Source organism: Nocardia sp. NPDC088792 (assembly GCF_044750615.1).
GTDB lineage: Bacteria > Actinomycetota > Actinomycetes > Mycobacteriales > Mycobacteriaceae > Nocardia.
Window position 1 is genome coordinate 220,951 of record NZ_JBIVKC010000010.1, and the last position, 26,968, is coordinate 247,918.

Annotated in this window: 27 protein-coding genes; 17 read left to right on the forward strand and 10 right to left on the reverse strand. The window is 68.1% G+C overall.

Features of this window, described 5'->3' with window-relative positions:
• Positions 1-9: 9 nt before the first annotated feature.
• Genes ACIP5Y_RS47615 through ACIP5Y_RS47630 form a run of 4 tightly spaced genes read right to left on the reverse strand, consistent with a single transcriptional unit; the run spans position 10 to position 5,019 of the window.
• Positions 10-1,278 (reverse strand): cytochrome P450, encoded by a 1,269-nt coding sequence (locus ACIP5Y_RS47615; RefSeq protein WP_400360452.1) that lies wholly within the window; start codon positions 1,276-1,278, stop codon positions 10-12.
• Complete coding sequence (locus tag ACIP5Y_RS47620) at positions 1,260-2,582, reverse strand: NAD(P)/FAD-dependent oxidoreductase (protein ID WP_400360453.1); 1,323 nt, start codon at positions 2,580-2,582, stop codon at positions 1,260-1,262. Before ACIP5Y_RS47620 ends, ACIP5Y_RS47615 begins: the two co-directional genes overlap by 19 nt.
• Complete coding sequence (locus ACIP5Y_RS47625) at positions 2,579-3,799, reverse strand: cytochrome P450 (protein WP_400360454.1); 1,221 nt, start codon at positions 3,797-3,799, stop codon at positions 2,579-2,581. Before ACIP5Y_RS47625 ends, ACIP5Y_RS47620 begins: the two co-directional genes overlap by 4 nt.
• A complete protein-coding gene (locus ACIP5Y_RS47630; protein ID WP_400360455.1) occupies positions 3,796-5,019 on the reverse strand; it encodes a cytochrome P450 in 1,224 nt (407 codons plus the stop codon). Before ACIP5Y_RS47630 ends, ACIP5Y_RS47625 begins: the two co-directional genes overlap by 4 nt.
• A 176-nt stretch (positions 5,020-5,195) precedes the next feature.
• Here ACIP5Y_RS47630 and ACIP5Y_RS47635 point away from each other — a divergent pair, with 176 nt between their 5' ends.
• From ACIP5Y_RS47635 to ACIP5Y_RS47660, 6 genes are read left to right on the forward strand one after another with little or no spacing between them, the layout of a single operon-like run.
• Complete coding sequence (locus ACIP5Y_RS47635; RefSeq protein ID WP_400360501.1) at positions 5,196-6,875, forward strand: AMP-binding protein; 1,680 nt, start codon at positions 5,196-5,198, stop codon at positions 6,873-6,875.
• Between the two features lie 51 nt (positions 6,876-6,926).
• Entirely contained in the window at positions 6,927-7,715 is a 789-nt protein-coding gene (locus ACIP5Y_RS47640; protein WP_400360456.1) for a ferritin-like domain-containing protein, read from the forward strand.
• An 8-nt stretch (positions 7,716-7,723) separates the two neighbouring features.
• Positions 7,724-8,284 (forward strand): PaaI family thioesterase, encoded by a 561-nt coding sequence (locus ACIP5Y_RS47645; protein WP_400360457.1) that lies wholly within the window; start codon positions 7,724-7,726, stop codon positions 8,282-8,284.
• Positions 8,281-8,532 (forward strand): acyl carrier protein, encoded by a 252-nt coding sequence (locus ACIP5Y_RS47650; RefSeq protein WP_400360458.1) that lies wholly within the window; start codon positions 8,281-8,283, stop codon positions 8,530-8,532. Before ACIP5Y_RS47645 ends, ACIP5Y_RS47650 begins: the two co-directional genes overlap by 4 nt.
• Complete coding sequence (locus ACIP5Y_RS47655; RefSeq protein ID WP_400360459.1) at positions 8,529-9,362, forward strand: SAM-dependent methyltransferase; 834 nt, start codon at positions 8,529-8,531, stop codon at positions 9,360-9,362. The genes ACIP5Y_RS47650 and ACIP5Y_RS47655 overlap by 4 nt, the downstream gene beginning before the upstream one ends.
• A 15-nt stretch (positions 9,363-9,377) precedes the next feature.
• Positions 9,378-10,238, forward strand: coding sequence for an acyl-ACP desaturase (locus tag ACIP5Y_RS47660; RefSeq protein WP_400360460.1), 861 nt, complete (start codon positions 9,378-9,380; stop codon positions 10,236-10,238).
• 63 nt (positions 10,239-10,301) lie between these two features.
• On the opposite strand, the gene ACIP5Y_RS47665 is transcribed toward ACIP5Y_RS47660, so the two are convergent.
• The gene (locus ACIP5Y_RS47665; RefSeq protein ID WP_397004376.1) at positions 10,302-10,769 is read right to left on the reverse strand and encodes a PaaI family thioesterase; all 468 of its coding nucleotides are present in this window, start codon (positions 10,767-10,769) and stop codon (positions 10,302-10,304) included.
• Positions 10,770-10,921: 152 nt separating this feature from the next.
• On the opposite strand from ACIP5Y_RS47665, the gene ACIP5Y_RS47670 reads away from it, so the two are divergent.
• Positions 10,922-12,166, forward strand: a complete 1,245-nt coding sequence (locus ACIP5Y_RS47670) for a cytochrome P450 (protein ID WP_400360461.1) — start codon at positions 10,922-10,924, stop codon at positions 12,164-12,166.
• 102 nt (positions 12,167-12,268) lie between these two features.
• On the opposite strand, the gene ACIP5Y_RS47675 is transcribed toward ACIP5Y_RS47670, so the two are convergent.
• Together ACIP5Y_RS47675 and ACIP5Y_RS47680 are read right to left on the reverse strand one after the other, a co-directional pair.
• A complete protein-coding gene (locus ACIP5Y_RS47675) occupies positions 12,269-13,078 on the reverse strand; it encodes a hypothetical protein (RefSeq protein ID WP_400360462.1) in 810 nt (269 codons plus the stop codon).
• Positions 13,079-13,352: 274 nt separating this feature from the next.
• Positions 13,353-14,279 carry a PDR/VanB family oxidoreductase gene (locus tag ACIP5Y_RS47680; RefSeq protein ID WP_400360463.1) on the reverse strand — a complete coding sequence of 309 codons (927 nt, stop codon included), beginning with the start codon at positions 14,277-14,279 and terminating at the stop codon, positions 13,353-13,355.
• Between the two features lie 165 nt (positions 14,280-14,444).
• Here ACIP5Y_RS47680 and ACIP5Y_RS47685 point away from each other — a divergent pair, with 165 nt between their 5' ends.
• Genes ACIP5Y_RS47685 through ACIP5Y_RS47725 form a run of 9 tightly spaced genes read left to right on the forward strand, consistent with a single transcriptional unit; the run spans position 14,445 to position 23,168 of the window.
• A complete protein-coding gene (locus ACIP5Y_RS47685) occupies positions 14,445-15,605 on the forward strand; it encodes an acyl-CoA dehydrogenase family protein (protein ID WP_400360464.1) in 1,161 nt (386 codons plus the stop codon).
• 45 nt (positions 15,606-15,650) lie between these two features.
• Positions 15,651-16,178 carry a YiiD C-terminal domain-containing protein gene (locus ACIP5Y_RS47690; RefSeq protein ID WP_400360465.1) on the forward strand — a complete coding sequence of 176 codons (528 nt, stop codon included), beginning with the start codon at positions 15,651-15,653 and terminating at the stop codon, positions 16,176-16,178.
• Positions 16,175-17,068 carry an alpha/beta fold hydrolase gene (locus tag ACIP5Y_RS47695; RefSeq protein ID WP_400360466.1) on the forward strand — a complete coding sequence of 298 codons (894 nt, stop codon included), beginning with the start codon at positions 16,175-16,177 and terminating at the stop codon, positions 17,066-17,068. The genes ACIP5Y_RS47690 and ACIP5Y_RS47695 overlap by 4 nt, the downstream gene beginning before the upstream one ends.
• A gap of 9 nt (positions 17,069-17,077) precedes the next feature.
• The gene (locus ACIP5Y_RS47700) at positions 17,078-18,208 is read left to right on the forward strand and encodes an ABC transporter ATP-binding protein (RefSeq protein ID WP_400360467.1); all 1,131 of its coding nucleotides are present in this window, start codon (positions 17,078-17,080) and stop codon (positions 18,206-18,208) included.
• A 48-nt stretch (positions 18,209-18,256) separates the two neighbouring features.
• Positions 18,257-19,630: an ABC transporter substrate-binding protein gene (locus ACIP5Y_RS47705; protein WP_400360468.1), complete on the forward strand. Its 1,374-nt coding sequence runs from the start codon at positions 18,257-18,259 to the stop codon at positions 19,628-19,630.
• Entirely contained in the window at positions 19,627-20,484 is an 858-nt protein-coding gene (locus tag ACIP5Y_RS47710) for a metallophosphoesterase (protein WP_400360469.1), read from the forward strand. Before ACIP5Y_RS47705 ends, ACIP5Y_RS47710 begins: the two co-directional genes overlap by 4 nt.
• A gap of 39 nt (positions 20,485-20,523) precedes the next feature.
• Positions 20,524-21,486, forward strand: a complete 963-nt coding sequence (locus tag ACIP5Y_RS47715) for a carbohydrate ABC transporter permease (protein ID WP_400360470.1) — start codon at positions 20,524-20,526, stop codon at positions 21,484-21,486.
• Positions 21,479-22,318: a carbohydrate ABC transporter permease gene (locus ACIP5Y_RS47720; protein ID WP_400360471.1), complete on the forward strand. Its 840-nt coding sequence runs from the start codon at positions 21,479-21,481 to the stop codon at positions 22,316-22,318. The genes ACIP5Y_RS47715 and ACIP5Y_RS47720 overlap by 8 nt, the downstream gene beginning before the upstream one ends.
• 37 nt (positions 22,319-22,355) lie before the next feature.
• Positions 22,356-23,168, forward strand: a complete 813-nt coding sequence (locus ACIP5Y_RS47725) for an alpha/beta fold hydrolase (RefSeq protein ID WP_400360472.1) — start codon at positions 22,356-22,358, stop codon at positions 23,166-23,168.
• 9 nt (positions 23,169-23,177) lie between these two features.
• On the opposite strand, the gene ACIP5Y_RS47730 is transcribed toward ACIP5Y_RS47725, so the two are convergent.
• Positions 23,178-23,759: a helix-turn-helix domain-containing protein gene (locus tag ACIP5Y_RS47730; protein WP_400360473.1), complete on the reverse strand. Its 582-nt coding sequence runs from the start codon at positions 23,757-23,759 to the stop codon at positions 23,178-23,180.
• Between the two features lie 73 nt (positions 23,760-23,832).
• Between ACIP5Y_RS47730 and ACIP5Y_RS47735 the strand changes: the two genes are divergently transcribed.
• Positions 23,833-25,392: a DHA2 family efflux MFS transporter permease subunit gene (locus ACIP5Y_RS47735; protein WP_400360474.1), complete on the forward strand. Its 1,560-nt coding sequence runs from the start codon at positions 23,833-23,835 to the stop codon at positions 25,390-25,392.
• Here ACIP5Y_RS47735 and ACIP5Y_RS47740 read toward each other — a convergent pair.
• Both ACIP5Y_RS47740 and ACIP5Y_RS47745 read right to left on the reverse strand, forming a co-directional pair.
• The gene (locus ACIP5Y_RS47740; RefSeq protein ID WP_400360475.1) at positions 25,343-26,278 is read right to left on the reverse strand and encodes a heme A synthase; all 936 of its coding nucleotides are present in this window, start codon (positions 26,276-26,278) and stop codon (positions 25,343-25,345) included. The two genes, ACIP5Y_RS47735 and ACIP5Y_RS47740, sit on opposite strands and share 50 nt — an antisense overlap.
• Before the next feature lie 90 nt (positions 26,279-26,368).
• Positions 26,369-26,653: a hypothetical protein gene (locus ACIP5Y_RS47745; RefSeq protein ID WP_400360476.1), complete on the reverse strand. Its 285-nt coding sequence runs from the start codon at positions 26,651-26,653 to the stop codon at positions 26,369-26,371.
• Positions 26,654-26,968: the final 315 nt, after the last annotated feature.

Consider the following 26,968-nt stretch of genomic DNA (forward strand, 5'->3'; position numbering starts at 1 on the left):
ATCATCCGCTCATGCGGGCGTGAATCGCACCTGCAGTGACTCCAGGCCGCGGATCACCACATTGGGCTTGAACGGCGGGTTCTCCGAGAGCAGCTCCAGGTTGCGGACCTTGCGCAGCACCACATCCAGGAGGATCTCCATCTCCAGCAGCGCCAGGGGCGCACCGAGGCAGTAGTGGATGCCGAGACTGAAGCCGAGGTGCTTCTTGGCCGGATTCATGGGATCGGAGTAGCGGGCCACATCGGTACGGTCCGGGTCGGGGAACACGCGCTCGTCGTGATTGGCCGAATTGATCAGCACCACCACGCCTTCGCCCTTCTCGAAGTGATGCCCGGCCACGTCGATCGGCCGGGTCGCGGCACGGGTGGTGATCTGCACCGAGGGCTCGAGCCGCAGCAGTTCATCGGGGGCCGAGGCGGTCAGTTCGGGCCGTTCGCGCAGGGCCTGGATCTGATCGGGTGCGCGCAGCAGCCGCAGCATGCCGGTGCCGACGAGGTTGGCGGTGGTCTCGTGTCCGGCCACGAAGGTGGTGATGCAGGTGGCCAGCAGTTCCTGCTCGGTGAGCACATCGCCGCGGTCCTCGACCTGCGACAGGGCACTGAGCAGATCGTCGGCCGGGTTGACGCGCCGCTCGTTGAGCAGTTCGCGGAAGTAGCCCATGAATCCGCGCGAGGCCGCGCTGCGCGCCTTCAGCGACTCCTCGGGCAGCGTGTAGTCGTGGTCGAAGCCGCGGGCGAGGTCCGAGGACCACTGGTGCACCTGCCCGTACGCCTCCTTGGGCACGCCGATGAGCTCGCAGGCGATGATGAGCGGCAGCGGGTAGGCGATCATCTCGACCAGATCGAATTCCCCTGCCTCCAGCGCCTTGTCGACGAGCTGCTCGCAGAGTTCCTCGATGCGCGGGCGCAGCCGGGTCACCATGCGCGGGGTGAAGCCCTTGGTGACCAGGTTGCGCAGGCGGGTGTGGTCCGGCGGCTCCATCCACAGGAACGAGGTGGGCAGTTCCTCGGCCGCGTCCTCGGGTTTGACGGTCGGGTGCATCATGCCGGCTTCTTCGGCGTGGCTCCACGCGGTGGTGGACAGCACGGCCGCGCAGTCCTCGTACCGGGTGAGCACGTGATGACCGATGGGGGTCTGATGGATGGGTCCGGCATCGCGCAGCACCTTGGCGGCACGGTACGGGTCGGACCGGCCGTCCGGCCCGAAGAGCTGGGCCATTGCGGTATCGATGGCTGGATCATGTTCTGCTGCAACGGTGTTCACATGCGGGGCGGCCATGACTGTCCTCCTAGCAGGATGCGTCCCGCCGTGGCCGGATGGGCCAGGGCGGCGGGTGGTTCGACCAGGTGCGCGACGCGCATGAAGGTGCGCGCCACCTGGGGATCGTGGTGTGCGGCGCGATGTGCCCGCGCCACATAGGCATTGGTGAGCCGGGTGCGCAGGGTGCGCGGGCCGGTCACCCCCGGATGGCTCAGATCCGAGGAGGCGGCCAGCCGCCAGGCCAGCGCCACCGGTTCGGCGGCGGTGGCGTAGAAGTGTCCGGGCACTGATGCTGGGTCGAGGCCGGCGCGCAGGGTTTCCCGCAGTGCGACCGCTTGCAACGCTGCCACGGTCATGCCCTGTGCGTAGAGGGGATTGAAGGCACACTGGGCATCGCCGAGCACGATCAGGCCCGCCGGGACCGCGGGCAGCCGATCGAAGCGCCGCCGCACCGAGGTCTTGAAGCGGTAGCGCACCGGATCGTCCAAAGGCTCGGAGCCGGTGACGATTTCGTGGATGTCGGGTGCGGAGATGGTGGCGGCGTAGCGGTGGAATCCGTCGTGATCGGCGGGTGGATGATCGCCCAGCATGCCCGCGAGGGTGACCAGCCAGCGGTCGCCCTCGACGTGTACGGCGCCGCCGCCGCGGCCGTTGCGCCCGGTGGAGATGATGACCGAGGCCTGCCCGCCCAGCTGGCCGTCGCGATGCCGGTAGTAGCGGGAGGCGTAGCCGAGATCCACTTCGAGGCATTCCTCCTCGGGCGGCTGGGCGCCGATACTGCGCAGCCACTCCATGATTCGCGAACCGCGCCCGCTGGCGTCGACCACCAGATCCGCCGCCACCACTTCCGGTCCGAGCGCTCCGGTCACGGCGACTCCGGCGATCGAGCGGCTGTCGCCGATCAGCGCCTGGACCGCGATCCGTTCCCGCAGTTCGACATTCGGCAGCGTCCGGGTGCGTTCGCGCAGCACCGCTTCGAGCAGCGGGCGGGTCACGATCACCGAGGTGAGCCCGGTCGAGGTGGGCGTGAGCCGCGCACCGCCCACATACCAGCGGGTTTCGGCGAGCACCTCCGCGGTGTTCGCGCCGCGGCGCACCAGGTCGGCGGTGCAGCCCGGGTAGAGCTCCTCCATGACGGCGCGTCCGCGATCGAGCAGCCCGTGCAGGTGCCGGCCCTGTGGGACGCCGCGGTGCACGCCGTCGTCGAGCTCGTCGCGGTCGAGAATCGTGACCCGGGAACAGAATTCCGACAGCACGGCCGCGGCCAGCAGTCCGGCGATTCCCGCGCCCAGGACGACGGCGTGTGTACCGGGTGCGCTCACATTGTCACCGGCAGGGACAGCAGGCCGCGGTGGATCAGGCTCGGGCGGTATTCGACCGTGTCCGCGCCCGGGCGCAGTTCCGGCGCACGTTCGAGCAGTGTCCGCACGACCGCTTCGGCTTCGATGCGGGCCAGCGGTGCGCCCACGCAGTAGTGGATGCCCAGGCTGAAGCCGAGATGTTTACGCGCGGGCCGGGTTCCGGCGTATCGGGTGACGTCGAAGGTGTCGGCGTCCGGGAAGGCCCGCTCGTCGCGGCCGGCGGAGCCGGTGAGCACCACGACGCCGTCGCCACGCTGAAACTCGCACCCGCCGACCTCGTTGTCCGCCAGGGCGACTCGGATGGTGAACTGGGTGGGCGCGTCGTAGCGCAGCATCTCGTCCAGCGCCGGTGCGATCAGTTCGGGACGGTCCCGCAGCAGTTGCCATTGTCCGGGATTGCGCAGCAGCGCGAGCATGCCGTTGCCGATCAGGTTGATCGAGGTCTCCATGCCCGCGACCAGGAGCAGCAGCGCCATGCCGATGACTTCCGGCTCGGTCAGCATCTCGCCGTCGGCGGCCGCGGTGACGAGTTCGCTGAGCAGATCCGGTGTGGGCGTGTGCTTCTTGCGGGCGATGAGTTCGGCGAAATGCCCCATGCAGGCCATGGCGGCGTGGCCGCGTGCCTCGACCGCGGCGTCGTCCAGCAGCGAGTCGGGATCGCTGCCGCGGGCGATGGCCAGCTGCCATTCCCGGAACCGCGCGCCGTCGGCGGGGTCGGCGCCCAGCAGTCGTACCGGGATCATGGCCACCGCGAGCGGTACGGCCAGATCCTCGAGTACATCGAATTCGCCACGCGCCAGCGCCTTGTCGACCAGATCGTTGACCACCTGCCCGGCAACAGGTGCGAGCTCGCCGACCATGCGCGGCGTGAACGCCTTCGCCACCAGCTTGCGGTAGCGGGCATGCTCGGGCGGATCCATGCGGACGAACGAACCCGGAATCGCGGCGGTGGTATCGCGGAACGGGCTGATCCCGGCCGCATACCCATGGCCCCACAGCGGGCTGGTGAGCACCGTCGCGCATTCCTCGTACCGGGTCACCAGAGTGACCGGCACATCCCCGAATTCGTAAGGGAACAACGCCGCCACATCCCGCACCCGCCGGTAAGCCGGATACGGATCGGCGCGGTTGCTCGGATCGAAAGCATCGAAAGTGACTTCAGGGACAGCGGTGCTCATTTGCCCTCCAGACGGACACGCAGCTCGGACATGCCGCGCACGACCACATTCGGCCGATAGGGCGGCTCCTCCAGCAGGCTCAGTTTCGTGACGCGCACGCCGATGGCATGCAGCACCGTGCTCATCTCCAGTCGCGCCAGCGGCGCGCCCAGGCAGTAGTGCAGGCCCAGCCCGAAGGACAGGTGCCGTTCGGTGCGGCGGCCGGGCAGATACCGGCCGATATCGAAGCGGGTGGGTTCGGGGAAGGCGGCCGGGTCGCGATTGGCGGCGGCCATCAGCACGATGACCGACTCACCGGGCGCGAAGGTCCGCTCGCCGACCTCGATCACGGCGTGCGCGGTGCGGGTGGTCAGGTGTACGGGTGCGTCGTAGCGCAGCACCTCGTCGACCGCGGGGCCGGCGAGGCCCGGATCCTCACGCAGCCGCCGGAATTCGTCCTCGTGGCGGATGAGCGCCAGGACGCCGTTGCCGATCAGGTTCACCGTGGTCTCGTGGCCCGCGACCACCAGAATGAGCAGGGTCCCGATCAATTCGGTCTGGGTGAGGCGAACACCGGCCTCCTCGGCCTGCACCAGCGCGGTGATCAGATCCGCGCGCGGTGAGCGCCGCCGCTGTTCGACCAGATCGCCGAAGAATTCGGTGAATTCGTGCACGGCCGCGCTGCGCGCCGCCAGTTCTTCGGGTGTGAGCAGCAGATCGGGGTCCAGGCCGCGGGCAATGCCCGCCGACATGACGCGCACCTGCTCATGCGCGTCGGCCGGGACGCCGAGCAGTTCGCAGATCAGGGTCAGCGGCACCGGATAGGCCAGGGCCTCCAGCAGATCCACCTCGCCGGCCGCCAGCATGCGGGTGAGCAGTTCGTCGACCAGTTGCCGGGCCCGCTCGCGCAGACCGCTGATGGTGCGCGCGGTGAATGCCTTGCCGACCAGTCCGCGCAGCCGGGTGTGGTCGGGCGGTTCCATCCACAGGAACGAGCCGGGCAGTTCGACATCGCTGTCGCCGTGCAGGATTTCGGGTTCCTCGGCGTGACTCCAGCGCGGGTCCAGCAGAATGGTCTGTGCCTCGGCATGCCGGGTGACCAGGTGGGTGTCGTGCGGTCCGGGTACGAAGGGCCCGGCGCCGCGCAGCACCGTGTAACTGTCGTACGGGTTGTGCCGCATATGCGGCGCCACGCTGTCGATGACCGCCAGTTGCACCGGGGTCACGTCCTGGGAAGTCACGGCACGATCGTGGCGCGCTTCGGATACCGCGGCGGCCCTCGATCGCGGGAAGCTATCGGCCGATCGCAGTATCGCCTTATCGGCCAACGTAATTGGTTGATCGAGGCTGTTTATCGGCGCCCGCGATTAACAGCGAATTCAGCGCCCGGACATACTCCACTGTTGTCGTGGCCGGTATGAATTCCTCGAATTCGGATGGCACGCTGCCGGATCGGCTCGCCGAAATCGCGGCCGCACATCCCCGGGTGTCCACGACATTCTGGTCGACCGCCGAAAGCATGGAATACGCCGAATTGCACCGCACGGCACGGGCTGCCGCCGCGGCACTGGTGCGGGGCGGGCTGCGCCGCGGCGAACCGGTGGGGATCCTGTGTCCCAATACGCCGGAATTCCTGGTGAGTTTCTTCGGGATCGCCGCCGCCGGGGGCGCGGCCACTCCCCTGCCGCTGCCCGCGGGGGCGCGGCGGGCGGGCGGGTATCCGCAACAGCTGGCGGCCATCACCGCGGCGGCAGGCATGCGCACCATGCTGGTGTCACCGCGCTTCGCCGAGCTGGTGCCGCTGCTGCACGGTGTCGTGGATGTCGAATTCGTCGATACGACAGCCCTTTCCGCGGACGCCGAGGACGCGGACGCCGAACTGCCCGCCGTGCATCCCGATGATCTCGCGGTCGTCCAGTTCACCTCCGGCAGTACGGCGCTGCCCAAGGGCGTGCGCCTGACGCATCGCAATGTGCTGGCCGGCCTGGCCGCCATCCGGCGCGGCATCGAGCTGGATCTCGGTGACCAGGGCGGCTTCTGGCTGCCGCTGTTCCACGATATGGGCCTGTTCGGCACGCTCTCGGCGATCCTGCGCGGTATTCCCTCGCACATCTGGTCACCGCTGGCGTTCGTCAAGGATCCGGCGCGCTGGCTGCGGGAATTCGCCGCCAGCGGCACCACCATCACCGCCATGCCGAATTTCGGTTACGAGGCGCTGCTGGCGGCGGTGCCGCCGGAGCAGGTGGCCGAATACGATCTGCGGCACTGGCGTATCGCCTTCAACGGGGCGGAACCCATCTCCCGCGAGGTGGTCACGCGTTTCATCGAGCGTTTCCGCCCCGCGGGTTTCGCGCCGAGCACCATGTTCGGTGTGTACGGCATGGCCGAAGCCACACTGGCGGTGGCCTTTCCGCCGCTGGGTCGCGAGCCGCTGTTCGAATGGGTCGATCGCGCCCAGCTGGCGGACGCCGGGATCGCGGAACCGGTGTCGCGCAGTGCCGCCGGCGCGCGGGCGGTGGCCGGGGTCGGCGCGCCCGTCGAGGGCCTGCAGCTGCGCATCGTCGCTCTCGATGACGGGGTCTCCCCCGCCGCCGGTGGGATCGACGTGCCCGAGGGCCACGTCGGCGAGATCCTCATTCGCGGGGCCTCGGTCACCGGCGCCTACCTCACCGCCGACAACGATTCGGCCGCCGACCGTTTCCTCGACGGCTGGCTGCGCACCGGCGATCTGGGCTATGTCCGTGGCGCCGAGCTGTTCGTGACCGGCCGCTGCAAGGACATGATCACGGTGCGCGGCGTGAACCACTATGCCCAGGACGTCGAGGCGGCGGTGCGCGATCTCGACGGCATCTACAAGGGTCGCTGCACCGCGGCCATCGATCCCGAAGGCGCGGACGTCATCGTGCTCATCGCCGAATCCGAGCGGGTCGGCGAGGCCGCCGCGGCGCTGACCCGGCTGATCGAGGACCGCATCGCCGCGGAGCTCGGATTGGCCGCCGTCGAGGTGTATCTGGTGGCGCCGCGCACCATTCCGCGCACCAGCAGCGGCAAGTTGCAGCGGCTCGCGGCCCGCGACCTCATCACCCCGCGGCGATGACGCCCGGTGGTGCCGCCCCTTCGATCCGCCCTTCTCGACCTGGAGGTCCCCGTGCACAGTTATGACGTCTTCCGCCACTACGAGCGCCTGCATTGGAAGCTGAGCGATCTGGACTTCGACAGCGTCGACCCGGAGCTGGTGCGGCCGGAGTACGTGACCCTGGCCAAGAGCGCCGCCATGGGCGAGTCCAATGTCATTGCGGCCGTGCACGGTTTCCTCGAGGAGTTCGTGGACGACTACGACTTCTCCACCTTCGCGGTGGTGTGGGGCTATCAGGAGGTGCAGCACCACTACGCCTTCCGCTCCTGGCTGCGCGCCATCGGCGAGGACGTGCAGGAGCAGGCGGTGGACGCCATGCGCGAGCCCTACGCCCCGGGCACCACGCCGTCGGCCACGCTGGCCACCAATATCATCTCCGAGCTCACCGTGAACCACGTCTACCGCGCGGTCTCGACCTGGGTGCAGGAGCCGGTGCTGAAGTCCCTGCTGCTCAATGCGAGTCGCGATGAGGCCGGGCATGCGCGCGAGTTCATCCACTACGCCACCGAGCGGCTGCGGCGCCGCCCGGAGGAACTGCCGTCGGTGCTGGAGACCCTGTACGTGTACAGCTCCGAGGCCAAGATCAAGCATCCGGTCAGCACCTTCAAGTCCGGGATCGCGGAGATGGGCGATCACGAGACCATCGATACCGGTTTCGACCTGTTCCTCGAGCAGGTGGCGGCCGACGGCGAGCTGGAGGTGCTGCACGACAAGGTGCGCCGCACCTTCGCGAGCATGACCGGCCTGAATCTGTCCAGCAATGCCAAGGTCCGGCACGCGCTGGCCGAGGCCATCGCGTAGCGCCGGCCGTGACCACCTTCGCCGCCGATCCGGCCGCCGTGCGCGTGCCCTGGTCGGTCATTCCCGACTATCACTGCTTCGGCTGTTCCCCGCACAATCGGTCGGGGCTGCAGCTGAGCTTCACCCCGCATCCGGATGGTTTGCAGGCGCGTTTCCGGCTGGGCCGGTCCTTCGAGTCCTATCCGGGCATCCTGCACGGCGGGCTCACCGGCGTCATCTGTGACGAGGTGATGGGCAATCTCATCGTGCTGGCCCGGCACGTGCCCGCGTTCACCGTCTCCCAGCGCACCCGCTTCCTCGCCCCGCTGCGGATCGACCGCGAATACCGCTGCGTGGCAACGCTGTCCGCGGGCGGCGGCGAGCTCATCCAGGCCACCGCCGAGATCCTGGACCGCGACGACGCCGTCTGCGCCGCCTCGGCCGCCACCTACCGTCCGTTCGCGCTCGACGATGTGCGCGATCAGCTGGCCCTGGACGACGACGAGGTCGCCCTGCTGTCCGAGGCGCTGCGCACCGGACCGGCCCCCACCCCCGCAAATGCCGTGCCCCCGAACGGAGTTCGCCCATGACCATCGACGACATCCTGCGCACCGTCACCGAAATCGCCGCCGCGGAGACCGGACTGCCCGAATCGGTCCTGCTGCCCGACGCCGATCTGCGCGGCATGGCCGGCGTGGATTCGGTGCGCGTACTGCGCATGATCGCCCGCATCGAGCGCACCTACGACATCGAACTCGAGGACGAGGACGTGTTCGGCACGTCCACGCTGGGCGAGGTCGCCACCGTGGTGGACAAGACCCTGCGGGCCGCAGCATGACGGTCACCGCCGATACCAATCAGCACTACGATCTCGATCCCGAGATCTTCGGCCGGTTCCTGGACCCGCTGCGCAAGTACAGCTCCGCGCTCTACGAAACCGGCAGTGACAGCCTGGAACTCGCCCAGCGCAACAAACTGCGTTTCGTGGCGCGGCGACTGGGCATCAACGGCGGCGAGCAGCTCCTCGATATCGGCTGCGGCTGGGGCTCGCTGATCCTGTTCATGGCGCAGGAGTACGGCTGCGAGACCCTCGGCATCAGTCCCGCACCGCGCCAGCACGAGTACATTGCCGCGCAGGCCACCGCGCGCGGCGTGGCGAACCAGGTGCAGACGCGCGTAGGGCATTTCGAGCGCATGGACCTGCCCGCCGGCAGCCGCGACGCGGTCACCATGCTCGGCTCCATCGTGCACATGCCCGATCTCGACGCGGTATTCCGCCGGGCGCGTGCGGTGCTGCGCCGCGGCGGCAGTCTCTACGTCTCGGAGAGCTGCTTCCGGAATGCGGCCGCGCGCCGGGCCTTCGACGAGCGCGCGGGCACGGAGTTCGTGCGCTCGGACATCTTCGGCTGGGGTGACCTGCGCCCGCTCTCGGAGCTGGTCACCGCGGCCGAGGACGCCGGGTTCTCGATCACTTCGGTGGACGATCTCACCGAGAACTACCGTCGCACCATCGAGGACTGGATCGCCAATGTGGACGCGGCGGCCGCGGAAATCGACGCGCACGAACCGGGCCTGGCCGCCAAACTGCGCCACTACCTGGAGGTGGCCAATGCCGGATGGGGTTACACCACCAAGCATTACGCACTGGTCTGCCGCAAGGCGCGGTAGCGGACGGGAGCAGTCATGACCACGGAGTCATTCACGAATACCGCCTCCGCGCTGTTGCCGGTGGATGAGCTGGTGGCGGCCGTGGACGGTTTTCTCGCCGCCTCCCCGGCCGCGCGGGGCTGGGATGTCGAGACGGCGTTCGACTGGTCCGCCGCCGACGCCGGCCGGCTCACCGAGGGGCAGCGCTCGGCGGTGCAGTTCGTGACCTTCATCGAGGACCATCTGCCCGGGTATTTCGAGGTGTACCACCGGCATTTCCCGGTGGACGACAGTGTCGAATTGCCGGTGTTCATCCACAATCGCGAGCTCTACCACTTCACCGTGCGCTGGGCGCTCGAAGAGGACACGCACGCGCGGGCGCTGGCGCAGTATCAGGTGGCCTCCGGCATCGCCGATCGCGGCACGCTGCGAACCGAGCTCGGGGTGGAGGGGCACAAGCCTTTCGATCTGCCCTACGAGCATCCGGTGCAGTTCTTCGCCTACGCCCTGGTGCAGGAGAAGGCGACCCAGATGTACTACCACCAATTGCGGGATGTGGTGGACGATCCCGTGCTCGGCGCGGTGCTCTCGCGCCTGGCGCGGGACGAGGCCAGGCATTTCAGCTTCATGGCCGATGTGATGAGCCGGTATCTGCGCACCCAGGGCGACTCCGTGGTGGAGCCGATCCGGGATGTCATCGCGGGATTCCGTATGCCGCTGGCGGATACGCTGCGCGGTTACTGGCGGTGGGCGCTGCGTATCGCCGATGTCGCGGACTACGACCACACTGCGGCCTACGAGCACCTGATCAAGGTGATCGATCGTGCGGTGGACGCCCGCACCGATCGGGTCGACGAGCTGGTGGACTTCATCGGGCAGTGCCGTTCCTTGAGCTGAGCGGCGCCACACGACGAAGGCCCTGTCCCCGAATCACTCGGGGGCAGGGCCTTTTCCGGCGGGTTACTGGCCCGGGCCCAGCACGAGGATCGTGGTGGAGCCGTGGGCGATGAGCTTGCCGTTGGCGTCGGTGATGCGGCCCTCGGCGGTGGCGGTGCGGCGCCCGACGTGCACGGCCGTGGCCTCGCAGGTGAGCCGGCTGCCGTCCATGGTCACCGACCGGATGAAGTTCACCTTCAGTTCGAGGGTCGTATAGGCCGTGCCGTCACCGAGTTTGGTGAAGACCGCGCTGCCCATGGCGGTGTCCATGAGGGTGGCGATGACGCCGCCGTGCACGGTGAACATGGCATTGATGGTCGCCGGGTTCGGGTCCAGGTAGTAGCGGGTGTACCCGTCGCCGGCGCTGTCGAGCCGGATACCCAGCGACGCGCCGACACCGAGCTTCTCCTGCAGGCCCCGCTCGAACACCTCGGTCAATTCGCTGACGCGGGCCGCGACCGTAGCGTTGGGGTGGGTATCGGTGCTGGTCATGGTTTTCCTTCCGGGACTGGGATGTCCTCGCATTCGAACAGCCGGTGGTGAATTCCGTATGGCCGCACGGCATTCCATTCCCATCTCCGATCGGCTGATCGAGATTCGGGCATCGCTGGCGCACTCCGGGTGGCGATCGGTACCGTCGCGTAATGGCGGATATCGCAGCACCGGACCGGGCCGAGACCACCGAGGACATCGAGACGATCGGCGCGGAGTTCTTCGCCGATCCGCACGCGCAGTATCGGCGCTGGCGTGCCCGGGGCCCGGTACTGCGAGTGTTGTTCCCCGACGGCGTGATCCGCTGGGTGATCGTGGGCCATGCGGAGGCGCGCGCCGCGCTGGCGGATCCGCGCCTGCACAAGGACGCCACCCTGGTCGATCGGCTGATCACCGCGAAACGGCAAGTGCCGCCCTCGGATCCGCGGGCGCTGGCGCTGCTCACCCATATGCTCAATACCGATCCGCCCGACCACACCCGGCTGCGCAAGCTGGTGAGCAAGGCGTTCACCACGCGCCGCATCGCCGCGTTGCGACCGCGCATCGAGGACATCACCGCCACCCTGCTGGACGCCGTCGCTACCCGCGACGAGGTCGACCTGCTGCACGAATTCGCGGTACCGCTGCCGATCACGGTGATCTGCGAACTGCTCGGCGTGCCGGTCTCCGATCGCGACGCCTTCCAGGAGTGGACCAAGGCGCTGGTCGGTGTCGTCGGCCTGGAGGAGGAACGCGCCCGCGCCACGGCCGCCATGACCGCCTTCCTGAGCGGGCTGATCCGCGCCAAACGTGCAGAGCCGGGCGAGGATCTGCTGTCCGGGCTCATCGAGCCCGCCGACGACGGTGACGCCCTCACCGAGTCCGAACTCGTCGCCATGGCCTTCCTGCTGCTGGTGGCCGGGCACGAGACCACCGTGAACCTCATCGGTAACGGCACTCTCGCCCTGCTGCTGGACCCGCCGCGGCTGCGGGCCCTGCGCGCGGACCTCGACCTGGTCCCCGCCGCGGTCGAGGAATTCCTGCGGTACGACGGCCCGGTGAACATGGCGACGATTCGCTACACGGTCGAGCCGATCACCGTGGGCGACACCGAGATCGCGCCGGGCGAACTGGTCTACATCGCGCTGTCCGCCGCCAATCGCGATCCGCAGCGCTACCCCGCCCCCGACGAGCTCGAGACCGAACGCGACACCACCGCCCACCTCGCCTTCGGCCACGGCATCCACTTCTGCCTCGGCGCGCCCTTGGCCCGGCTCGAGGCGCAGATCGCGTTCACCGCACTCCTGCAACGCTTCCCGCACCTGCGGCTCTCCCCCACCGCGAACCCCACCTGGCAGGTCAGCACTCTCATTCGCGGCATGCTGGAATTGCCGGTGCGACTCGACGATCCGGCCTGACCATCGAAGAAGACCCCGCCCGGGTCAGGTGTCCGGGCGGGGTCGTTGTCTCCCAGCGCATTTCGCCGGGGCTCACCAGCTATGAGTGGGGAGTACTTCGCATTACTTCGCCGGCGCCGGGGCGGCCGGGTCCACGCAGTAGACGCCAGGACCGGTGCACGGTCCGTTGATCGTGGAGAAGTATTGGTAGGCCGACCACAACGCCGTCGGCGTGCCGACCAGGATGCTGCCCAGCAGGCCGCCGGCGCCGCCGATCAACGCGACACCGGCGATGCAGCCGATGATCGCTCCCGGCAGCACTCCGGCGAACAGGGTGGTGACGGCGGCGCTGACGGATCCGGCGAGGGCGCCGGCGCCGCAGCCGACAACGCCGCCGATGATCGCGCCGATGACGGCGCCGGCGACCGTTGCCACGCCCGCGCGGACCTGGAAACTCTGCAACTCGACGAGGTCGCGGGGGGTGAACGATTCGGTGATCGGCTGGGCGTCGGGGAGGCCCGGGGTGACGTTGCGGCCGCCGGCGATATCGGCGCCGGTGATGGCGTCCGATACCGGCTTGCCGTCGCTCAGCGCCGGGGTCATGCGCACGGAGTGGTCACGGTATTCGGCCGCGATGGGGAATTCCAGGCCGTCCTTGCGGTAGGACAGCGGGAGTGAGGCGATGATGGAGCCGCTCGGGTCCTGGATCACGACGCTGCCGTCGGCCGTGTGCAGGACATTGTCGCCGGCGACGGTGACGACCACCGAATTTCCGTCCCGATCCACCGCGAAGTCGGCGCCGTTCACTGTTGCGGTCTGATGGGTGGGGACCACTTGCGGCTGCGGCCCCGTATCCGGGTCCGCCCCGGCGGTGCCGCTGGCGATGCTCAGGGTGCTCGCCAGCAGCACCGCTCCCGCGGTGTATTTCTTCATCGAACCGTATTCACTTTCTCTCAGAATTCTCTGGTGGCGACCCGCGCGCGATCGACCGCTGCTCCCACTGCCGATTTCGCTGGTGGCCGCCATGATTTGATCGTGGATCGGACCGGTCGGAATAAGCTTCGTGCCGCTTCGAATCGGTCGATAGCCGATTTCGATCCGCGCGTTCGAGGAATGTGAAATCGATACGTCCGAATAGTTTTTCGGTGCAAACAACATTGGGGCCGGTACCGCGAAATCCGCGGTACCGGCCCCTATTGATCCGGTGTCAGATATCGAGCACGAGAAGCTCCGAAGTGGCCCGCGAGACGCAGGGCATCAGGGTGTTGCCGGTGGCGCGTTCGGCGGCGGTGAGCACCGAATCGCGGTGCTCCACTTCGCCTTCCAGGAACGTGGTTTCGCAGCTGCCGCAGGTGCCCTCCCGGCAGGAGGTGACGATCGCGACGCCCGCGCCTTCGAGGACGTCGACGATCGACCGTCCGGCCGTCACCCGCAGCGTGCGCCCGGTGCGGGCGAGCCGGAGGTCGAAGCCGCGATCGACGGCATTGTCGATGCGGCGCGGCACGAAACGTTCGGTGTGCACGGCCAATCCGCGGCGCGCGCCCTCGAGCTCCACCGCGTTCAGCAGCGGTTCGGGACCGCAGCAGTACACGGTGGCGGCGGTCGCGTCCAGGATCTCGGCCAGCGGCAGCAGGCCGGACTCGTTCTGCGGCACCAGATTCACCTGCGCATATCGGGCGAGTTCACCGGTGAACGCCAGGTGCGCGCGGGTCCGCGCGCCGTAGTGCAGGCTCCAGCGCGCCCCGGCGCGTTCGGCGGCGGCCAGCATGGGCAGGATCGGCGTGATGCCGATACCGCCGGCGAGGAAGACATACTCGGCGCTGGGCGTCAGCTCGAAGTTGTTGCGCGGGAGGGAGACCCGCAATTCGGTCCCGGTCTGCGCGGTGCGATGCAGATGATCCGAGCCGCCACGGCCCGCCGGTTCGTGCAGGATCGCGATGCGCCAGCGCCGCGCATCGGCCGGATCGCCGCACAGCGAGTACTGACGCACCCCGGCGGGACCGACGGCCACGTCGATGTGGGCGCCCGGTGACCAGTGCGGCAGTGGCGCATCGCCGACGGCGGACAGTTCGAGGGCGAACACGCCCTCGGCCACGTCACGTCGATCGCTCACCCGGACCGTCAGCTCGGTCATCGCATCCCCTCGATGGTGGGCGGCGCCGAACGACCCCGACACCGATGCCACAAACCCTCGCCGAGTCGCGGCGCCGATCGCGCGGGGGTAGCGGGAGTCAATTCGACCGATCGACATTGACTATCGAGGGACGCGGGTGCGCGGTGGCGGACCGAGACTGGCCCCATGAGCGCTGTGGCGGAGCTGGTCGAACAGACCAGGCAGTTCGTGATCGACCACGTGATACCGGTGGAACGCGAGGTGGTGGCCGGGGGCCGGGTCACCGATGACGCCTTGCGGCTGGACCTGCAGAAGAAGGCCAAGGACGCCGGCGTCTTCGGCCCGCTGTCCGATCCACAGTACGGCGGCCTCGGCCTCGACACCCGCGACCAGGCCGAGGTGCTGGAGGCGGCGGGCGCGAGCCTGCTGGGACCGCTCGCGGTCAATGCCTGGGCTCCCGACGACGGCAATATCCACCTGCTGGCCGAGGTCGCCGATGCCGAACAGCGCGAACGCTATCTGGCCCCGCTGGCCTCCGGTGAGGTGCGCTCGGCCATCGCGCTGACCGAGCCCGCGCCCGGCGCCGGTTCGGATCCGCGCATGCTGCGCACCATGGCCCAGGAGACCGACAACGGCTGGATCATCAACGGCGCCAAGCACTTCATCACCGGCGCGAACGGCGCGGCCTTCACCATCTGCGTGGCCATGACCACCGACGGGCCCACCATGTTCCTGGTCGACCAGGACAATCCGGGCCTGCAGGTGGGCCGGCGCATGCCGACCCTGGACCACACCAGCGCACCCGGCGGGCACTGCGAAATGCAGTTCACCGACTGCGAGGTGCCCGACTCCGCCGTGCTCGGCGAGGTGGGCCGCGGACTGGAACTGGCGCAGGTCCGGCTGGCCCCGTCGCGGCTGGTGTTCTGCATGAACTGGCTGGGCCTGGCGGTGCGCGGCCACCAGCTCACCCTCGAGCACATCACCGGCCGCTCCTCCTTCGGCGCCCCCATCGCCGAACACGGTCTGGCGCAGGGCCTGGTCGCCGACAACGAGATCGATATCGCCGCCGCCCGCAGCCTGGTGCGCAGCGTGGCCGCCACCATCGACACGCACGGCGCGACCTCCCCGCAGGCCCGCCACGAGACCTCCATCGCCAAAACCTTCGTCTCCGAGGCGGTCTGGCGGGTGCTGGACCGCGCGGTGCAGCTGCACGGCGGACTGGGCGTCTGCGAGGACCACCTGGTGGCCCGATTCCTGGTGGAGGCCAGAGCATTCCGCATCTACGAGGGTCCGTCCGAGGTACTGCGCTGGTCGATCGCCCGGCGGGTACTGCGCGGACCGCGCTGAGAGTCACCGGAACATTCCGCAGAACACGTTGAAGGGAACCTGACGATGACCCCGAGAACGCTTGCCGGATTCGCCGCTGCTTATCCGGAATTGGACCCCACCGCCGTGGATTACGAGTATCTGCGGTCGGTGTCACAGGCGATGGTGCCGTTCGGCCGCCACGTCGGCACGCTCATCACCGAGATCACCGCCGACCACGCCATCGTGGAGATCCCGCCGGTGGACGAGGTGCGCAATCACATGGGCACGGTGCACGCCGGTGCGCTGTTCACCGCCGCCGATATCGCCGGCGCCGCCGCCTTCGTCGGTGCGGCCGCGGCTCGGCTGCCCATTGTCGAGCGCCTGGTGCTGCGCGGCGGCAGCGCCTCGTATCGCAAACCGGCACAGGGCCGTATCCGCGCCGTCGCCAGCGTGGACCTGCGCGAGCTGTTCGTCATTCTGGCCGCGACCGAGTCCGGACGCTACGAATTGTCCGGCAAGGCCCTGATGCTCGACGACGACGAGGTCACGGTCGCCAAGTTCACCTTCGACTACGTATGCGATCTGACCATCCCGGAAACCGAGGCATCGTGACCACCGCGACCCCCGACTCCCGCGCGGAATTCGGCGCACTGGAATCCACCGAGGTAGCGACCGCCGACGGTGTCACCTTCACCGTGCGGTTCCTGCCCGCCGCGGAATCCACCGCCCCCGTCGTGCTCATCCTGCCGGCCATGGCCATGAAGGCGCGCAACTACTTCGCGCTCGCCAAAGCACTGCACGCGCAGGGGCTTTCGGTGGCGACCGTGGATCTGCGCGCGCACGGTGAGGCGAAGCCCGCGCTCGGCGAGCACACCGATTTCGGCTACCGGGAGATGATCGAGACCGATCTGCCCGCCATCGTCGGCGCGGTCGAGCAGCGCTTGCCGAGCGCCCCCGTTCACCTGTTCGGCCACAGCCTGGGCGGGCAGATCGCGCTGCTGTTCGCGGCGGCCGAACCGGGCCGTGTCGCGGGTGTGACGGTCATCGGCACCGGCACGGTGTTCTGGTGGGCGTTCGGCCCGCGTCGCTGGTGGGAGGCGCTGAGCCAGATCCAGTGGATCGGCCTCGTCGCCCGCGCGAAGGGCCAATGGCCCGGCGGCGTACTGATTCCCGCGCCCATGCCCGGCGGCGTCATGCGCGACTGGTCGATGCACTCGCTCACCAGCTACTACCGCCCGCGCGGGACCGTGCGCAAGTACAACTCGCTGCTGGCCGCCATGACGCTGCCGGTGCTGGTCATCTCGCTGTCCGAAGATGTGCTGGGCCCGAAATCCAATGTGGACTTCCTGGTTTCGCGCATGCCCGCCGCGCGGGTGGCCCGCTGGCACATCGACGAGCACACGCCGATCCGCCACCGCGACCACTTCCAGTGGGTCAAGGACGCACCCGAAATCGCCGCGGGTGTCCGCGGCTGGATCAGCACCGGCGACGCGCCGGCCTGAAGGAGAGACGTGGCCCGGCTGCAGATCGATGCGGTGTCGAAACGATTCGGCGCCGATCACGCGGTGCGCGAGGTGAGCCTCGACATCGCCGACGGTGAATTCCTGGTATTGCTCGGCCCCAGCGGCTGCGGCAAATCCACGCTGCTGCGCATGATCGCGGGGCTGGAGACGCCGTCGTCCGGCCGCATCCTGGTCGACGGGACGGATGTCACCGACGAGGCCCCGCAGCGACGGGATCTGGCCATGGTGTTCCAGAGCTATGCGCTGTACCCGCATCTGACCGTTGCTAAGAACATCGGCTTCCCGTTGCGGGCGCGCCGCCAGCCGCGGGCGCGCATCGCGGCGCGGGTCAGTGAGGTGGCGGCCACCCTGGAGTTGTCCGCGCTGCTGGAGCGCCGCCCGGCGGCGCTGTCCGGCGGGCAGCGGCAGCGAGTCGCCTTGGCGCGGGCCATGGTTCGCGATCCGGGCGCCTTCCTGATGGACGAGCCGCTGTCCAATCTGGATGCCAAGCTGCGCAGTGCGACGCGCGCCGAGCTCATCGCTCTGCATCAGCGGCTGGGCGCGACCTTCCTGTACGTGACCCACGATCAGGTGGAGGCCATGACCATGGCCACTCGCATCGCCCTGCTCGATGCGGGCCGGATCGAACAGGTCGGCACGCCCGAAGAGCTCTACGATCGGCCGCGTACCGCCTTCGTCGCGGGCTTTCTGGGCTCACCGCCGATGAATCTGTTTCCGGCAGAGGTCAACTGGCGCGACGGCTCGTTGCGGGTGCAGGCCGACGGCATCGATGCCGCGCTGGCCATCACCGCCGAATCCGGTGCCGGGACACGCGTTCTCGCCGGAATCCGGCCCGAGCGTCTACGCATCGACGCCACGGCCACCGCCGTGCGGGGTCGGGTGACCATGGTCGAGAACCTCGGCAGCGAGGAACTCGTGCATGTCACCGCGGGCTCCGTGCGGCTGTGCGTGCGCGCCGCCCGCCCGGCGGGGGTGCAGGTCGGCGAGGACATCGGACTGCGCCTGGACCCCGGCGATATTCACCTGTTCGACCCGGACTCCGGGCTGCGGCTGACCTGGCAGGAACCGCAGGACGACACCGCCGGGGAGGAGGCGGCGGCGGTATCCGACGTCGCCTGACCACCCGGCGTCCCCGAATTTCGTACCACCACTCGACGAGGAGTTCCCGTGAAACGCACCGTGCCCGTCCTGGGCCTGGTGTTCGCCGCCGCCCTGGCTCTCACCAGCTGTGGGCTGAGCGGCACCACCGCCACCGACGCCACCACCTCGGCGTCGCAGGTCCCCGAATTACGTCCGGATCAGCAGGTCTCGATCGTCTTCGAGTCCTACAACTACGGACTGGCCGGCCCCTGGACCGACACCTTCAATGCCCTGATCACGGATTTCTCCAAGAAGTTCCCCAATATCAAGGTGACCGCGCAGAAGCCGCAGGGCAACAGCCCCAACCCGGCCACCGACACCATCTCCAGCATTCAGAACCAGATGGTCGCGGGCGCGCCGCCGGACGTGGCCCAATTGGGTTTCAGCGACCTGGATTTCACGATCCACCAGCTGAACGCCAAACCGCTGGACACGCTGTTCGGCAAGGCCGCGGTGCAGCAGAACTTCGACGGCGCGAAGTACGCGTTCGCGCCCAAGGCGCGCACCCTCGACGATTGGGACGGCCACACCTACGGTGTCCCGTTCGTCTTCTCCACGCCGGTGCTGTATTACAACGCCTCACTGTTCAGCAAGGCCGGATTGGATCCGGCGAACCCGCCCGCCACCTGGCAGCAGGTCGCCGACGACGCCAAGGCCATCACCACCAAGACCGGTCAGGGCGGCGTGTACGTCGACTGCCTGACCAAGACCGCCAAGGACTGGTGCTTCCAGTCGATGGTGCGGTCCAATGGCGGTCGCGTGATCTCCGAGGATCGCAAGACGCTCACCTACTCCGACGCTCCCGCCGTCGAGGTGACCAAGATGGCGCAGGATCTGGTGAACTCGGGCAGCATGCCCAAGCTCGACCAGAAGCAGGGCTATGAGTCCTTCGCGCGCGGCGAGATCGGCATGATCCTCGAAACCAGCGCCATCCAGGGCACTTTCGTGGCCGGCGCCAAGGACAAGTGGGACCTGCGTTCCGCGGCCATGCCGCGTTACGGCGACAAGCCCGCGGTGCCCACCAATTCCGGTGCGGGACTGCATATCCTGACCAGCGATCCGGCCAAGCAGCGCGCCTCCTGGGAACTGATCAAGTTCCTCACCAGTGCGGACAGCTACACCAAGATCGCGCAGAACATCGGCTACCTGCCGCTGCGCACGGACCTGCTGACCGCGCCCAACGAGCTGGCCGACTGGGCCACCAAGAACCCGCTGCTGACACCGAACGTCGCGCAGCTCGCCACCATGGAACCCTGGGTCTCCATGCCCGGCAACAACTATCTGCAGATCCGGGACAACATGATGGACGCGGTCGAATCGATCGTGTTCCAGGGCAAGGATCCGCAGTCCACCCTCACCGCCGCCCGTGATCAGGGCGCCCGACTCCTGCCGGCATCATGAACGAACTCACTCTGGTCCAGATCACCGATACGCACCTGCGCGCGGCCGGTGAAAACGTCCTGGACACCGTGGATACCCACGCGGCACTGCTGCAGGTACTCGAAAAGCTCTGCACCGGCGGGCGGCGGATCGACGCGCTGGTCCTGTCGGGCGATCTCACCGACGACGGCTCCCCCGAGGCATATCGGCGACTGCGCGCCGCGGTCGAACCGGCCGCCGCCGAGCTCGACGCCCAGGTGCTCTACGTGATGGGAAATCACGACGAGCGCATCGCCTTCGGCGTCGAACTGCTCGGTCACGACCCGGGGACCGTGGATATCGCGCAACCGCACGATCAGGTCATGGACGTGTGCGGGCTGCGGGTCATCGGGCTCGACAGCACCACACCGCGCCGGCACGACGGGCGGCTCGAGCATGAGCAGCTGACCTGGCTGCGCACGCAATTGCGGGATCCCGCACCGCGGGGCACGCTGCTGGTGCTGCACCATCCGCCGCTGCCCTCGGCCATTCCCGCCGCGGAGTTCCTCAAGCTGCAGGACGCCGACCTGCTGGCCGAGGTGATCAGCGGCACGGATGTGCGGATGATCCTGTGCGGCCACAACCATATGACCGCGGCCTCGGTACTGGCCGGGGTTCCGGTGTGGGTCGGGCCGGCGCTGGCGTATCGCATCGATGCCATGGCGCCGGTGGGACATCAGCTCGGCGTGGTGGGGTCGGGGTTCACCCGCCTCGATGTGCTCGACTCGGCGATCATCGCCACCGCGGTGGAGACGACACCCACCACCGCGCTCTACGACAAGGCCGATACCGAAGTGCAGGAACGTCTTTCGGCCCTCGCGGCGGAGGCCGGGTAGCCGGTGTTCGTCACAGTCGCTCCACAGGACGCGCCGCCGGTGATCGCTTCGGCACCGGCGGCGCAGCCGCGTTCCGCCTCGTCGGGCCGGGGTTCTCTCGGCCGGGTATCGCCGGGCGGTGTGCCGCGCGGCCGGGTGCTGCGGATCGCCGCGCCCTATCTGTACCTGTCGCCCGCGCTGGTGCTGCTCGTCGTGTGGACGTATCAGCCGCTGGCGCAGGCGTTCCAATTGTCCACCTACTCCTGGAATCTGCTGCCGACCTCACCGATGCGGTCGGTGGGTACGGCGAATTATGAACGGCTGGTGCATCTTCCGGCGTTCTGGTCCTCGCTGGGGCGTACCGGCGTGCTGATCGCGGGTCTGCTGCCCTTCACCATCGTGCTGCCGGTGCTCATCGCGCTGGCGAGCCGGCAGGTGCGCGGCCGCGCCCGGACCGTCTATCACGCACTGATCTTCACGCCGTTCCTGGTCGCGCCGGTCGCCGCGGCGGCCGTGTGGCGCTGGCTGCTGCATCCGCGCACCGGATTCGTCGACAGCACGTTCGGCTCCCAACGCAACTGGGTGTACGACGCGCAGACCGCGCACTGGGTGATCATCGGCATCACCGGCTGGCAGCTGCTCGGCTTCGCGGTGCTGGTGGTGTGGGCCGGATTGGCCGGCATCAGCGGCGATTACGACGAGGCCGCGCGGGTCGACGGCGCCAGCCCCGGGCAGATCCGGCGCTGGATCACCCTGCCCATGCTCTCCCCGACCCTGTTGTTCCTGGTGCTGACCACCGTATTGCTCAGCCCCACCCTGACATTCCCGCTCATCGACACCCTGACCCAGGGCGGCCCGGCCCAGGCCACCACGAATATCTACTACCTGCTGTGGGACTACGCCTTCCACACCTTCGACGCCGGATTGAGCGCCGCCGCGGGAGTATTGCTGTTCATCGGGTTCGGCGCGGTGGCCGCGGTGCTGGTCTGGATCTCGGAAAAGGTTGCCTTCCACGATGACTGACACAACTTCCACCGTTGCCGGGTTCACCGAACGACTGCGGACCGCCGGCAGCCACGCGCTGCTGGCGGTCACCGCCGTGGTGTGCGTGTTCCCCATCTACTGGCTGTTCGCCACCGCCTTGCGCCGGCCGGAGGACGTCACCTCGCTGTCGCCGGTGCCGTGGCCGCTGTCGGTGGCGAACTTCTCCGATGCGGCACGGCAGGTGGATATCACCGGGTTGATCGCGAATACCTTTGTGGTGGCGGCGCTCTCGGCCGTGGGGCAGCTGTTGATCGCACTGCTCGCGGCGTACGCGTTCGCCATGTACGCCTTCCCGCTGCAGCGCTTGCTGTATCTGGCCTTCGTGGGCACCTGGCTGGTTCCTTTCCAGGTGACCATGCTGCCCAACTACATTCTGCTCACTCGGATGGGGCTGCTGGACACATTGATCGGCGTCGTGCTGCCCACCCTCTGTTCGGCGCTGGGCATCATGCTGCTGCGCCAGCACATGGCCGCCTTCCCGAAGGAGCTGGTGGCCGCGGCGCGGATCGACGGCCGCTCCTCGTGGTCGATCCTGTGGACGGTGGTGGTCCCAAACCTGCGGCCCGCCCTGGCCGCGCTGGGCATCCTGCTGTTCATCAATGCCTGGAACGAATACTTCTGGCCCGCGGTGGTGCTCCGGCACTCCAACAGCGTTCTCCAACTGGGTCTGCGCAGTTTCATGGGCACCGAGGGCGAACAATGGGGTCCCCTCATGGCCGTGGCCGGGCTGGCCTGCCTGCCCGTCCTCCTGCTCTACCTGCTCCTGCAGCGCCACATAGTCAATGCCTTCGTCCGTTCCGGCCTGAAGTAACGTCGCCAGGGAAACGGTGGCGAAGGGATGGGTGAGGGTGCAGTACGCGGAGACCAAGCAGCGGTACGCGAAGGCCGAGGACGGCGTCCGGATCGCCTATCAGCCGCGCGGCGAGGGTTTCCCGCTGGTCCTGCTCGCCGGTCAAGCGAACAACCATCACTGGTGGGATCACGTCCGCGACGATTTCCATGCCGCACGTTCCACGATCACGTTCGACTATCGCGGGTTGGGCGAGAGTGACAAGCCCGACGGGCCGTACAGCACAGCGGGATTCGCGCGGGACGTCATCGCGGTGCTCGACGATCTCGGTGTCGAGCGCGCGGATGTCTACGGCACGTCCATGGGCGGGCGGGTCGCTCAGTGGCTCGGCGCACGCCATGCGGACCGGGTCCGCGCCCTGGTGCTGGGCTGCACCTCACCCGGCGGGCCGCACAGCATCGAATCCGACAATGAGGTGCGTAAGACGCTCGTGCGGCCGGAACCGGGAGCGGCGCGGCAGGCCTTGCTCGAATTGATGTACACCCCGGGCTGGCTCGCGACCCACCCCGGCCCGTACAACACCCTGGGCGACCCCGACATGCCGATCCATGCCCGGCGCGGGCACCTGGCCGCCAGCAGACACCACAACGGCTGGGATCTGCTGCCCGAGATCAGCGCACCCACCCTGGTGGTGCACGGCAGCGACGACATCCTCAACCCCACCGCGAATGCGCCGCTGCTGGTGGAGCGCATTCCGGACGCCCGCCTGCATATCGTCGAGGGCGCACGGCACGCGTATTTCGAAGAGTTCCAAACGGTTACGGGTCCGCTCGTGCTGGATTTCCTCGAAAGTGCTCGCCCGCAGCATTAGCCGCGCATGTCACCGCGCGGGGGCGGGATCGTCGCCGGACTGGTGGCCGCGGTGGGCGTCCCGGTCGAAGATGCCCAGGATCTCACACGGGCGGCCGGCGGCGCCGATGGCGTGCGGGAGCATGGTCGGGAACTCTGCGGCCTGATTGGTTTCGACGCGGAAGCGACGGTTGCCCAGCAGCAGGATCGCGGTGCCGGAGAGGACGACGAACCATTCGTGGCCCGGGTGGGCGCGCATGCGGGCCGGGTTGTCGGGCGGCGGGTCGGTCATGCGCTGACGCACGACGGTCATGCCCGGGCCGGTCTTGATCGGCCAGCGCATCAGGCCGTGGGCGCCGTCGATCGCGGGGTTGGTGATCACGTCGTCGGTGGCGGTCTCGACCAGTTGGTCCAGTGAGGTGTCCAGGGCGCGGGCCAGCGTGACGAGCTGGTCCAGGGCCAGGCGACGCTGACCGTTCTCGATGCGGCTGAGCGTGGACTGGCTGAGGCGGGCACGAGTGGCCAGCTCCTCCAATGACAGGCCCTGAGCCACGCGCAGGGCGCGGATGCGTTTGCGTACCAGGCCGTCCAGATCGCCATCTTCTTGCTCCATCAGCAAGACTATATGCCTCTGAGGCAAGGCGCGGTTAGCGTCGGATTCACCTTGTCCTGTCCGAGAGGAATCCATGAATACGCCCCGAACCGCCCCGGTGAGCGGTCACCCGACCGACGACCTCGACATCCCCGACGCCGGTCGGCGACGCACGATCCTCATCGCCGTCTGCATCGCATTGATGGCCGTCATCGCCTCGGTCTCCGGGCTCAATGTCGCCCAGCCCGACCTCGCGGTCGCCTTCGATGCTTCGCAGAGCACGGTCCTGTGGATCATCAACATCTACACCCTCACCCTGGCCGCCTTGCTGCTGCCGCTCGGCGCGCTCGGCGACCGCCTCGGCCGCAAACCCATGCTGGTCACCGGCCTGATCGTCTTCGGAATAGCCAGTGCGGCAGCGGGTCTCGCGCACTCGTCGGAGATCATGCTCATCGCCCGCGTGCTCTCGGGCGTGGGCGCGGCAATGATCATGCCCATCACCCTCGCCGTCATCACCTCGACCTTCCCGCCGGACGAACGCGGCCGAGCGATCGGCGTGTGGACCGGCGTCGCCGGCGGTGGCGGCATCCTCGGCATGTTCCTGTCCGCCGCCTTGGTCGACCTGGCGAGCTGGCGCTGGTTGTTCGTGCTCCCCGTCGCCCTGGTCCTCATTGCCCTGACCATGGTCCTGCGCTCGGTCCCCGACTCCCGCGAAAAGTCCGCTCACCCATTCGATCTCGTGGGCGCACTGACATCCATCGTCGCAGTGATCGGCCTCATCTTCGTCCTCCAGGAAGGTCCCGTCCGAGGCTGGACCGCCCCCACAACTTTGGCCGGTCTGACCGCCGGCGTCCTCGCCACCATCGCCTTCGTGGCCTGGGAACTGCGCCGCCGCGACGCGGCTCTGCTCGATGTCCGTCTCTTCGGCGAACGCTCCCTGGCCGGCGGATCCCTCACGCTACTAGCGGTTTTCGGCGTTCAGGCAGGCATCTTCGTAGTCCTCTTCCCCTTCTTCCAAGCCGTCCTGGGCTGGTCCGGCCTGCTCTCCACCCTCGCCTTGATGCCCATGGCCATCCTGATGATGATCGCCTCCGGCCTGGCCTCCCAGATATCCGCCCGCATCGGCCCCCGAGCCACCATGTCCATCGGCATCCTCCTGGCCGGCGCCGGCCTGGCGGTAATGGCCCTCCTGGTCTCCGTCTCCGGCGGCTACCTCGCCATCCTCCCCGGCATGCTCGCCATGGGCTTCGGCATGGGCCTCTCCATGACCCCCTCCACCGAAGCCATCACCAGCACCCTCCCCCAATCCCGCCAGGGCGTAGCCTCAGCCCTCAACGACGTAACCCGAGAATTCGGCACCGCCCTGGGCGTAGCCCTCCTGGGCGCCCTCCTCTCCTCCGGCTACCGCACCGCCATAGACGGCCGCCTCACAAACATCCCCCAAGCCCCCGCCGGTGCCGCCCGAGAAGGCATCGCCAACGCCCTCAACGCCGCGAATCATGCAGGCCCCCAAGCCCAACCCCTGATCCACGCCGCCCAACAGTCTTTCGTCGAAGGCTGGCAACAAGCCATGTGGGCAGGCGTAGCCGTAATGGCCGCCCTCTTCATCTATTGCGCGGCAACGTTTCGAGGAAGACGCGAATCGACCCGATGAACACCAGCGCCGCCCCCAACATGTGCACCACGACAACCACATTCGGCAACCCACTGACCGACTGAACGATCCCGATAACCGCCTGGACGCCCAGAATCACCAGCATCCAGGTAATACGCAGACGTAATGGGCTACCGGCCGAACTCACCCGCAAGATCATCACGGCCACCACAGCAACCGCACCGGCGAAGACGCCATGGATCCAGGTCACCACGGTCCAATCGAACGCCATCCGCGGCACCGCCCCCGAATCACCCGCATGGGGCCCGGTCCCGGAAACCACCGTCCCCACAACCATCACCCCTGTCGTCCCCGCCAACAGCATCCCCGCCAACCGCCGCTCCCCCGGCCGGCTCGCCGACCCGGGCCCGCTACCGGCAGACCCCCCTCGCTGAACAAGATCCCAAGTCACCGTCGCCGCAGCCAAAAGCAATGCGGCAGCGAGGAAATGCGCCGCAACCAGATACGGATTCAACCGCGCCAGCACAGTCATCCCACCCACCACAGCATTGAGCACAATCACCCAGAACTGCACCCACGCCCACCGAACGACCCGCGGCTGCGGCTCCCGCTGCAGCCGCGCCACCACGATCAACACCCCGACAACCACACAAACAACATCCGTCAGCATCCGATTGACGAACTCGACAACCGCATGCACCCCCATCGCCCCCGTCGGCGCCAATGCCCCACCCGCACACGTAGGCCAATCCGGACACCCCAACCCCGACCCCGTAACCCGAACAATCCCCCCACCAACAACGATCGCAACGCTCGCAACCACCGCCCCACCAGCCGCCACCCTCAGCCACCCACGCCCGAACCCAACTCTCCCATCAACATGGGAAAACGGACTCTTCCGCAACAGCCCCGCAGTTCCGAACATCCTGTCACGCTAATCAATTCGATCAGGGGCTCGATGCCGGGGTGGCAGCGGTAGGCACCGGTGTGAAAGGAGATCAGGCAGGCTGCCTGTTCAGTTCATCGGGGCGGCATAGCCGCGAATGACCTGCTCGATTGGTCGCCCCATCCGACACGCGTCGAATGGTTCAGCGCCGTCAAGGATTTCATCCAGAATCGCGGCCCTGTCCAGCGTGGCCGGAATGCGATGTGCCTCCCGCGCGCTCACCACCACGGCAAATAACACCGTCGCATAAACCCGCGACCGAGGCACCGTCAACCGCCACCCAAATCCCTCCATCTCCCGAATCCGCGCCTCCACAGTCTCGAGCACATCCTGAATCACCTGCAGCTCGATCAACCCGAGGTCATCGCAATGCATGACGGGCCCCCAATCGTGCTGTGCCGTCATCGAAGACCGACAGCGCGAGCAGCCACATGGCGTACCGCCACGCTCTGCGCGGGCGTCTCCGGTGGCGCGCCGGCCGTCGCCGCCCGTGGCGAACGTTCCCACCTCTTCTCCACTCGGTCTCGATTCGCTCGATGATGGACTGGACCGACCACGGGCTCTCATTGAACATCACGATCTCCTCTCTGCCGCTGCTCTGCCCTCAGCACACCACCGAACTCCGCAGGTCCCAGCGAAATCGGACGTTCCGAACAGGATTGGTCCGAA

Coding starts and splice junctions, on each gene's coding strand:
- ACIP5Y_RS47730 (WP_400360473.1), bottom strand. CDS start 23,759: ATGGAGCAAGAAGATGGCGATCTGGACGGCCTGGTACGCAAACGCATC.
- ACIP5Y_RS47650 (WP_400360458.1), top strand. CDS start 8,281: ATGACCATCGACGACATCCTGCGCACCGTCACCGAAATCGCCGCCGCG.
- ACIP5Y_RS47615 (WP_400360452.1), bottom strand. CDS start 1,278: ATGGCCGCCCCGCATGTGAACACCGTTGCAGCAGAACATGATCCAGCC.
- ACIP5Y_RS47680 (WP_400360463.1), bottom strand. CDS start 14,279: ATGACCGAGCTGACGGTCCGGGTGAGCGATCGACGTGACGTGGCCGAG.
- ACIP5Y_RS47670 (WP_400360461.1), top strand. CDS start 10,922: ATGGCGGATATCGCAGCACCGGACCGGGCCGAGACCACCGAGGACATC.
- ACIP5Y_RS47735 (WP_400360474.1), top strand. CDS start 23,833: ATGAATACGCCCCGAACCGCCCCGGTGAGCGGTCACCCGACCGACGAC.
- ACIP5Y_RS47655 (WP_400360459.1), top strand. CDS start 8,529: ATGACGGTCACCGCCGATACCAATCAGCACTACGATCTCGATCCCGAG.
- ACIP5Y_RS47685 (WP_400360464.1), top strand. CDS start 14,445: ATGAGCGCTGTGGCGGAGCTGGTCGAACAGACCAGGCAGTTCGTGATC.
- ACIP5Y_RS47675 (WP_400360462.1), bottom strand. CDS start 13,078: ATGAAGAAATACACCGCGGGAGCGGTGCTGCTGGCGAGCACCCTGAGC.
- ACIP5Y_RS47690 (WP_400360465.1), top strand. CDS start 15,651: ATGACCCCGAGAACGCTTGCCGGATTCGCCGCTGCTTATCCGGAATTG.
- ACIP5Y_RS47740 (WP_400360475.1), bottom strand. CDS start 26,278: ATGTTCGGAACTGCGGGGCTGTTGCGGAAGAGTCCGTTTTCCCATGTT.
- ACIP5Y_RS47625 (WP_400360454.1), bottom strand. CDS start 3,799: ATGAGCACCGCTGTCCCTGAAGTCACTTTCGATGCTTTCGATCCGAGC.
- ACIP5Y_RS47665 (WP_397004376.1), bottom strand. CDS start 10,769: ATGACCAGCACCGATACCCACCCCAACGCTACGGTCGCGGCCCGCGTC.
- ACIP5Y_RS47660 (WP_400360460.1), top strand. CDS start 9,378: ATGACCACGGAGTCATTCACGAATACCGCCTCCGCGCTGTTGCCGGTG.
- ACIP5Y_RS47635 (WP_400360501.1), top strand. CDS start 5,196: ATGAATTCCTCGAATTCGGATGGCACGCTGCCGGATCGGCTCGCCGAA.
- ACIP5Y_RS47710 (WP_400360469.1), top strand. CDS start 19,627: ATGAACGAACTCACTCTGGTCCAGATCACCGATACGCACCTGCGCGCG.
- ACIP5Y_RS47720 (WP_400360471.1), top strand. CDS start 21,479: ATGACTGACACAACTTCCACCGTTGCCGGGTTCACCGAACGACTGCGG.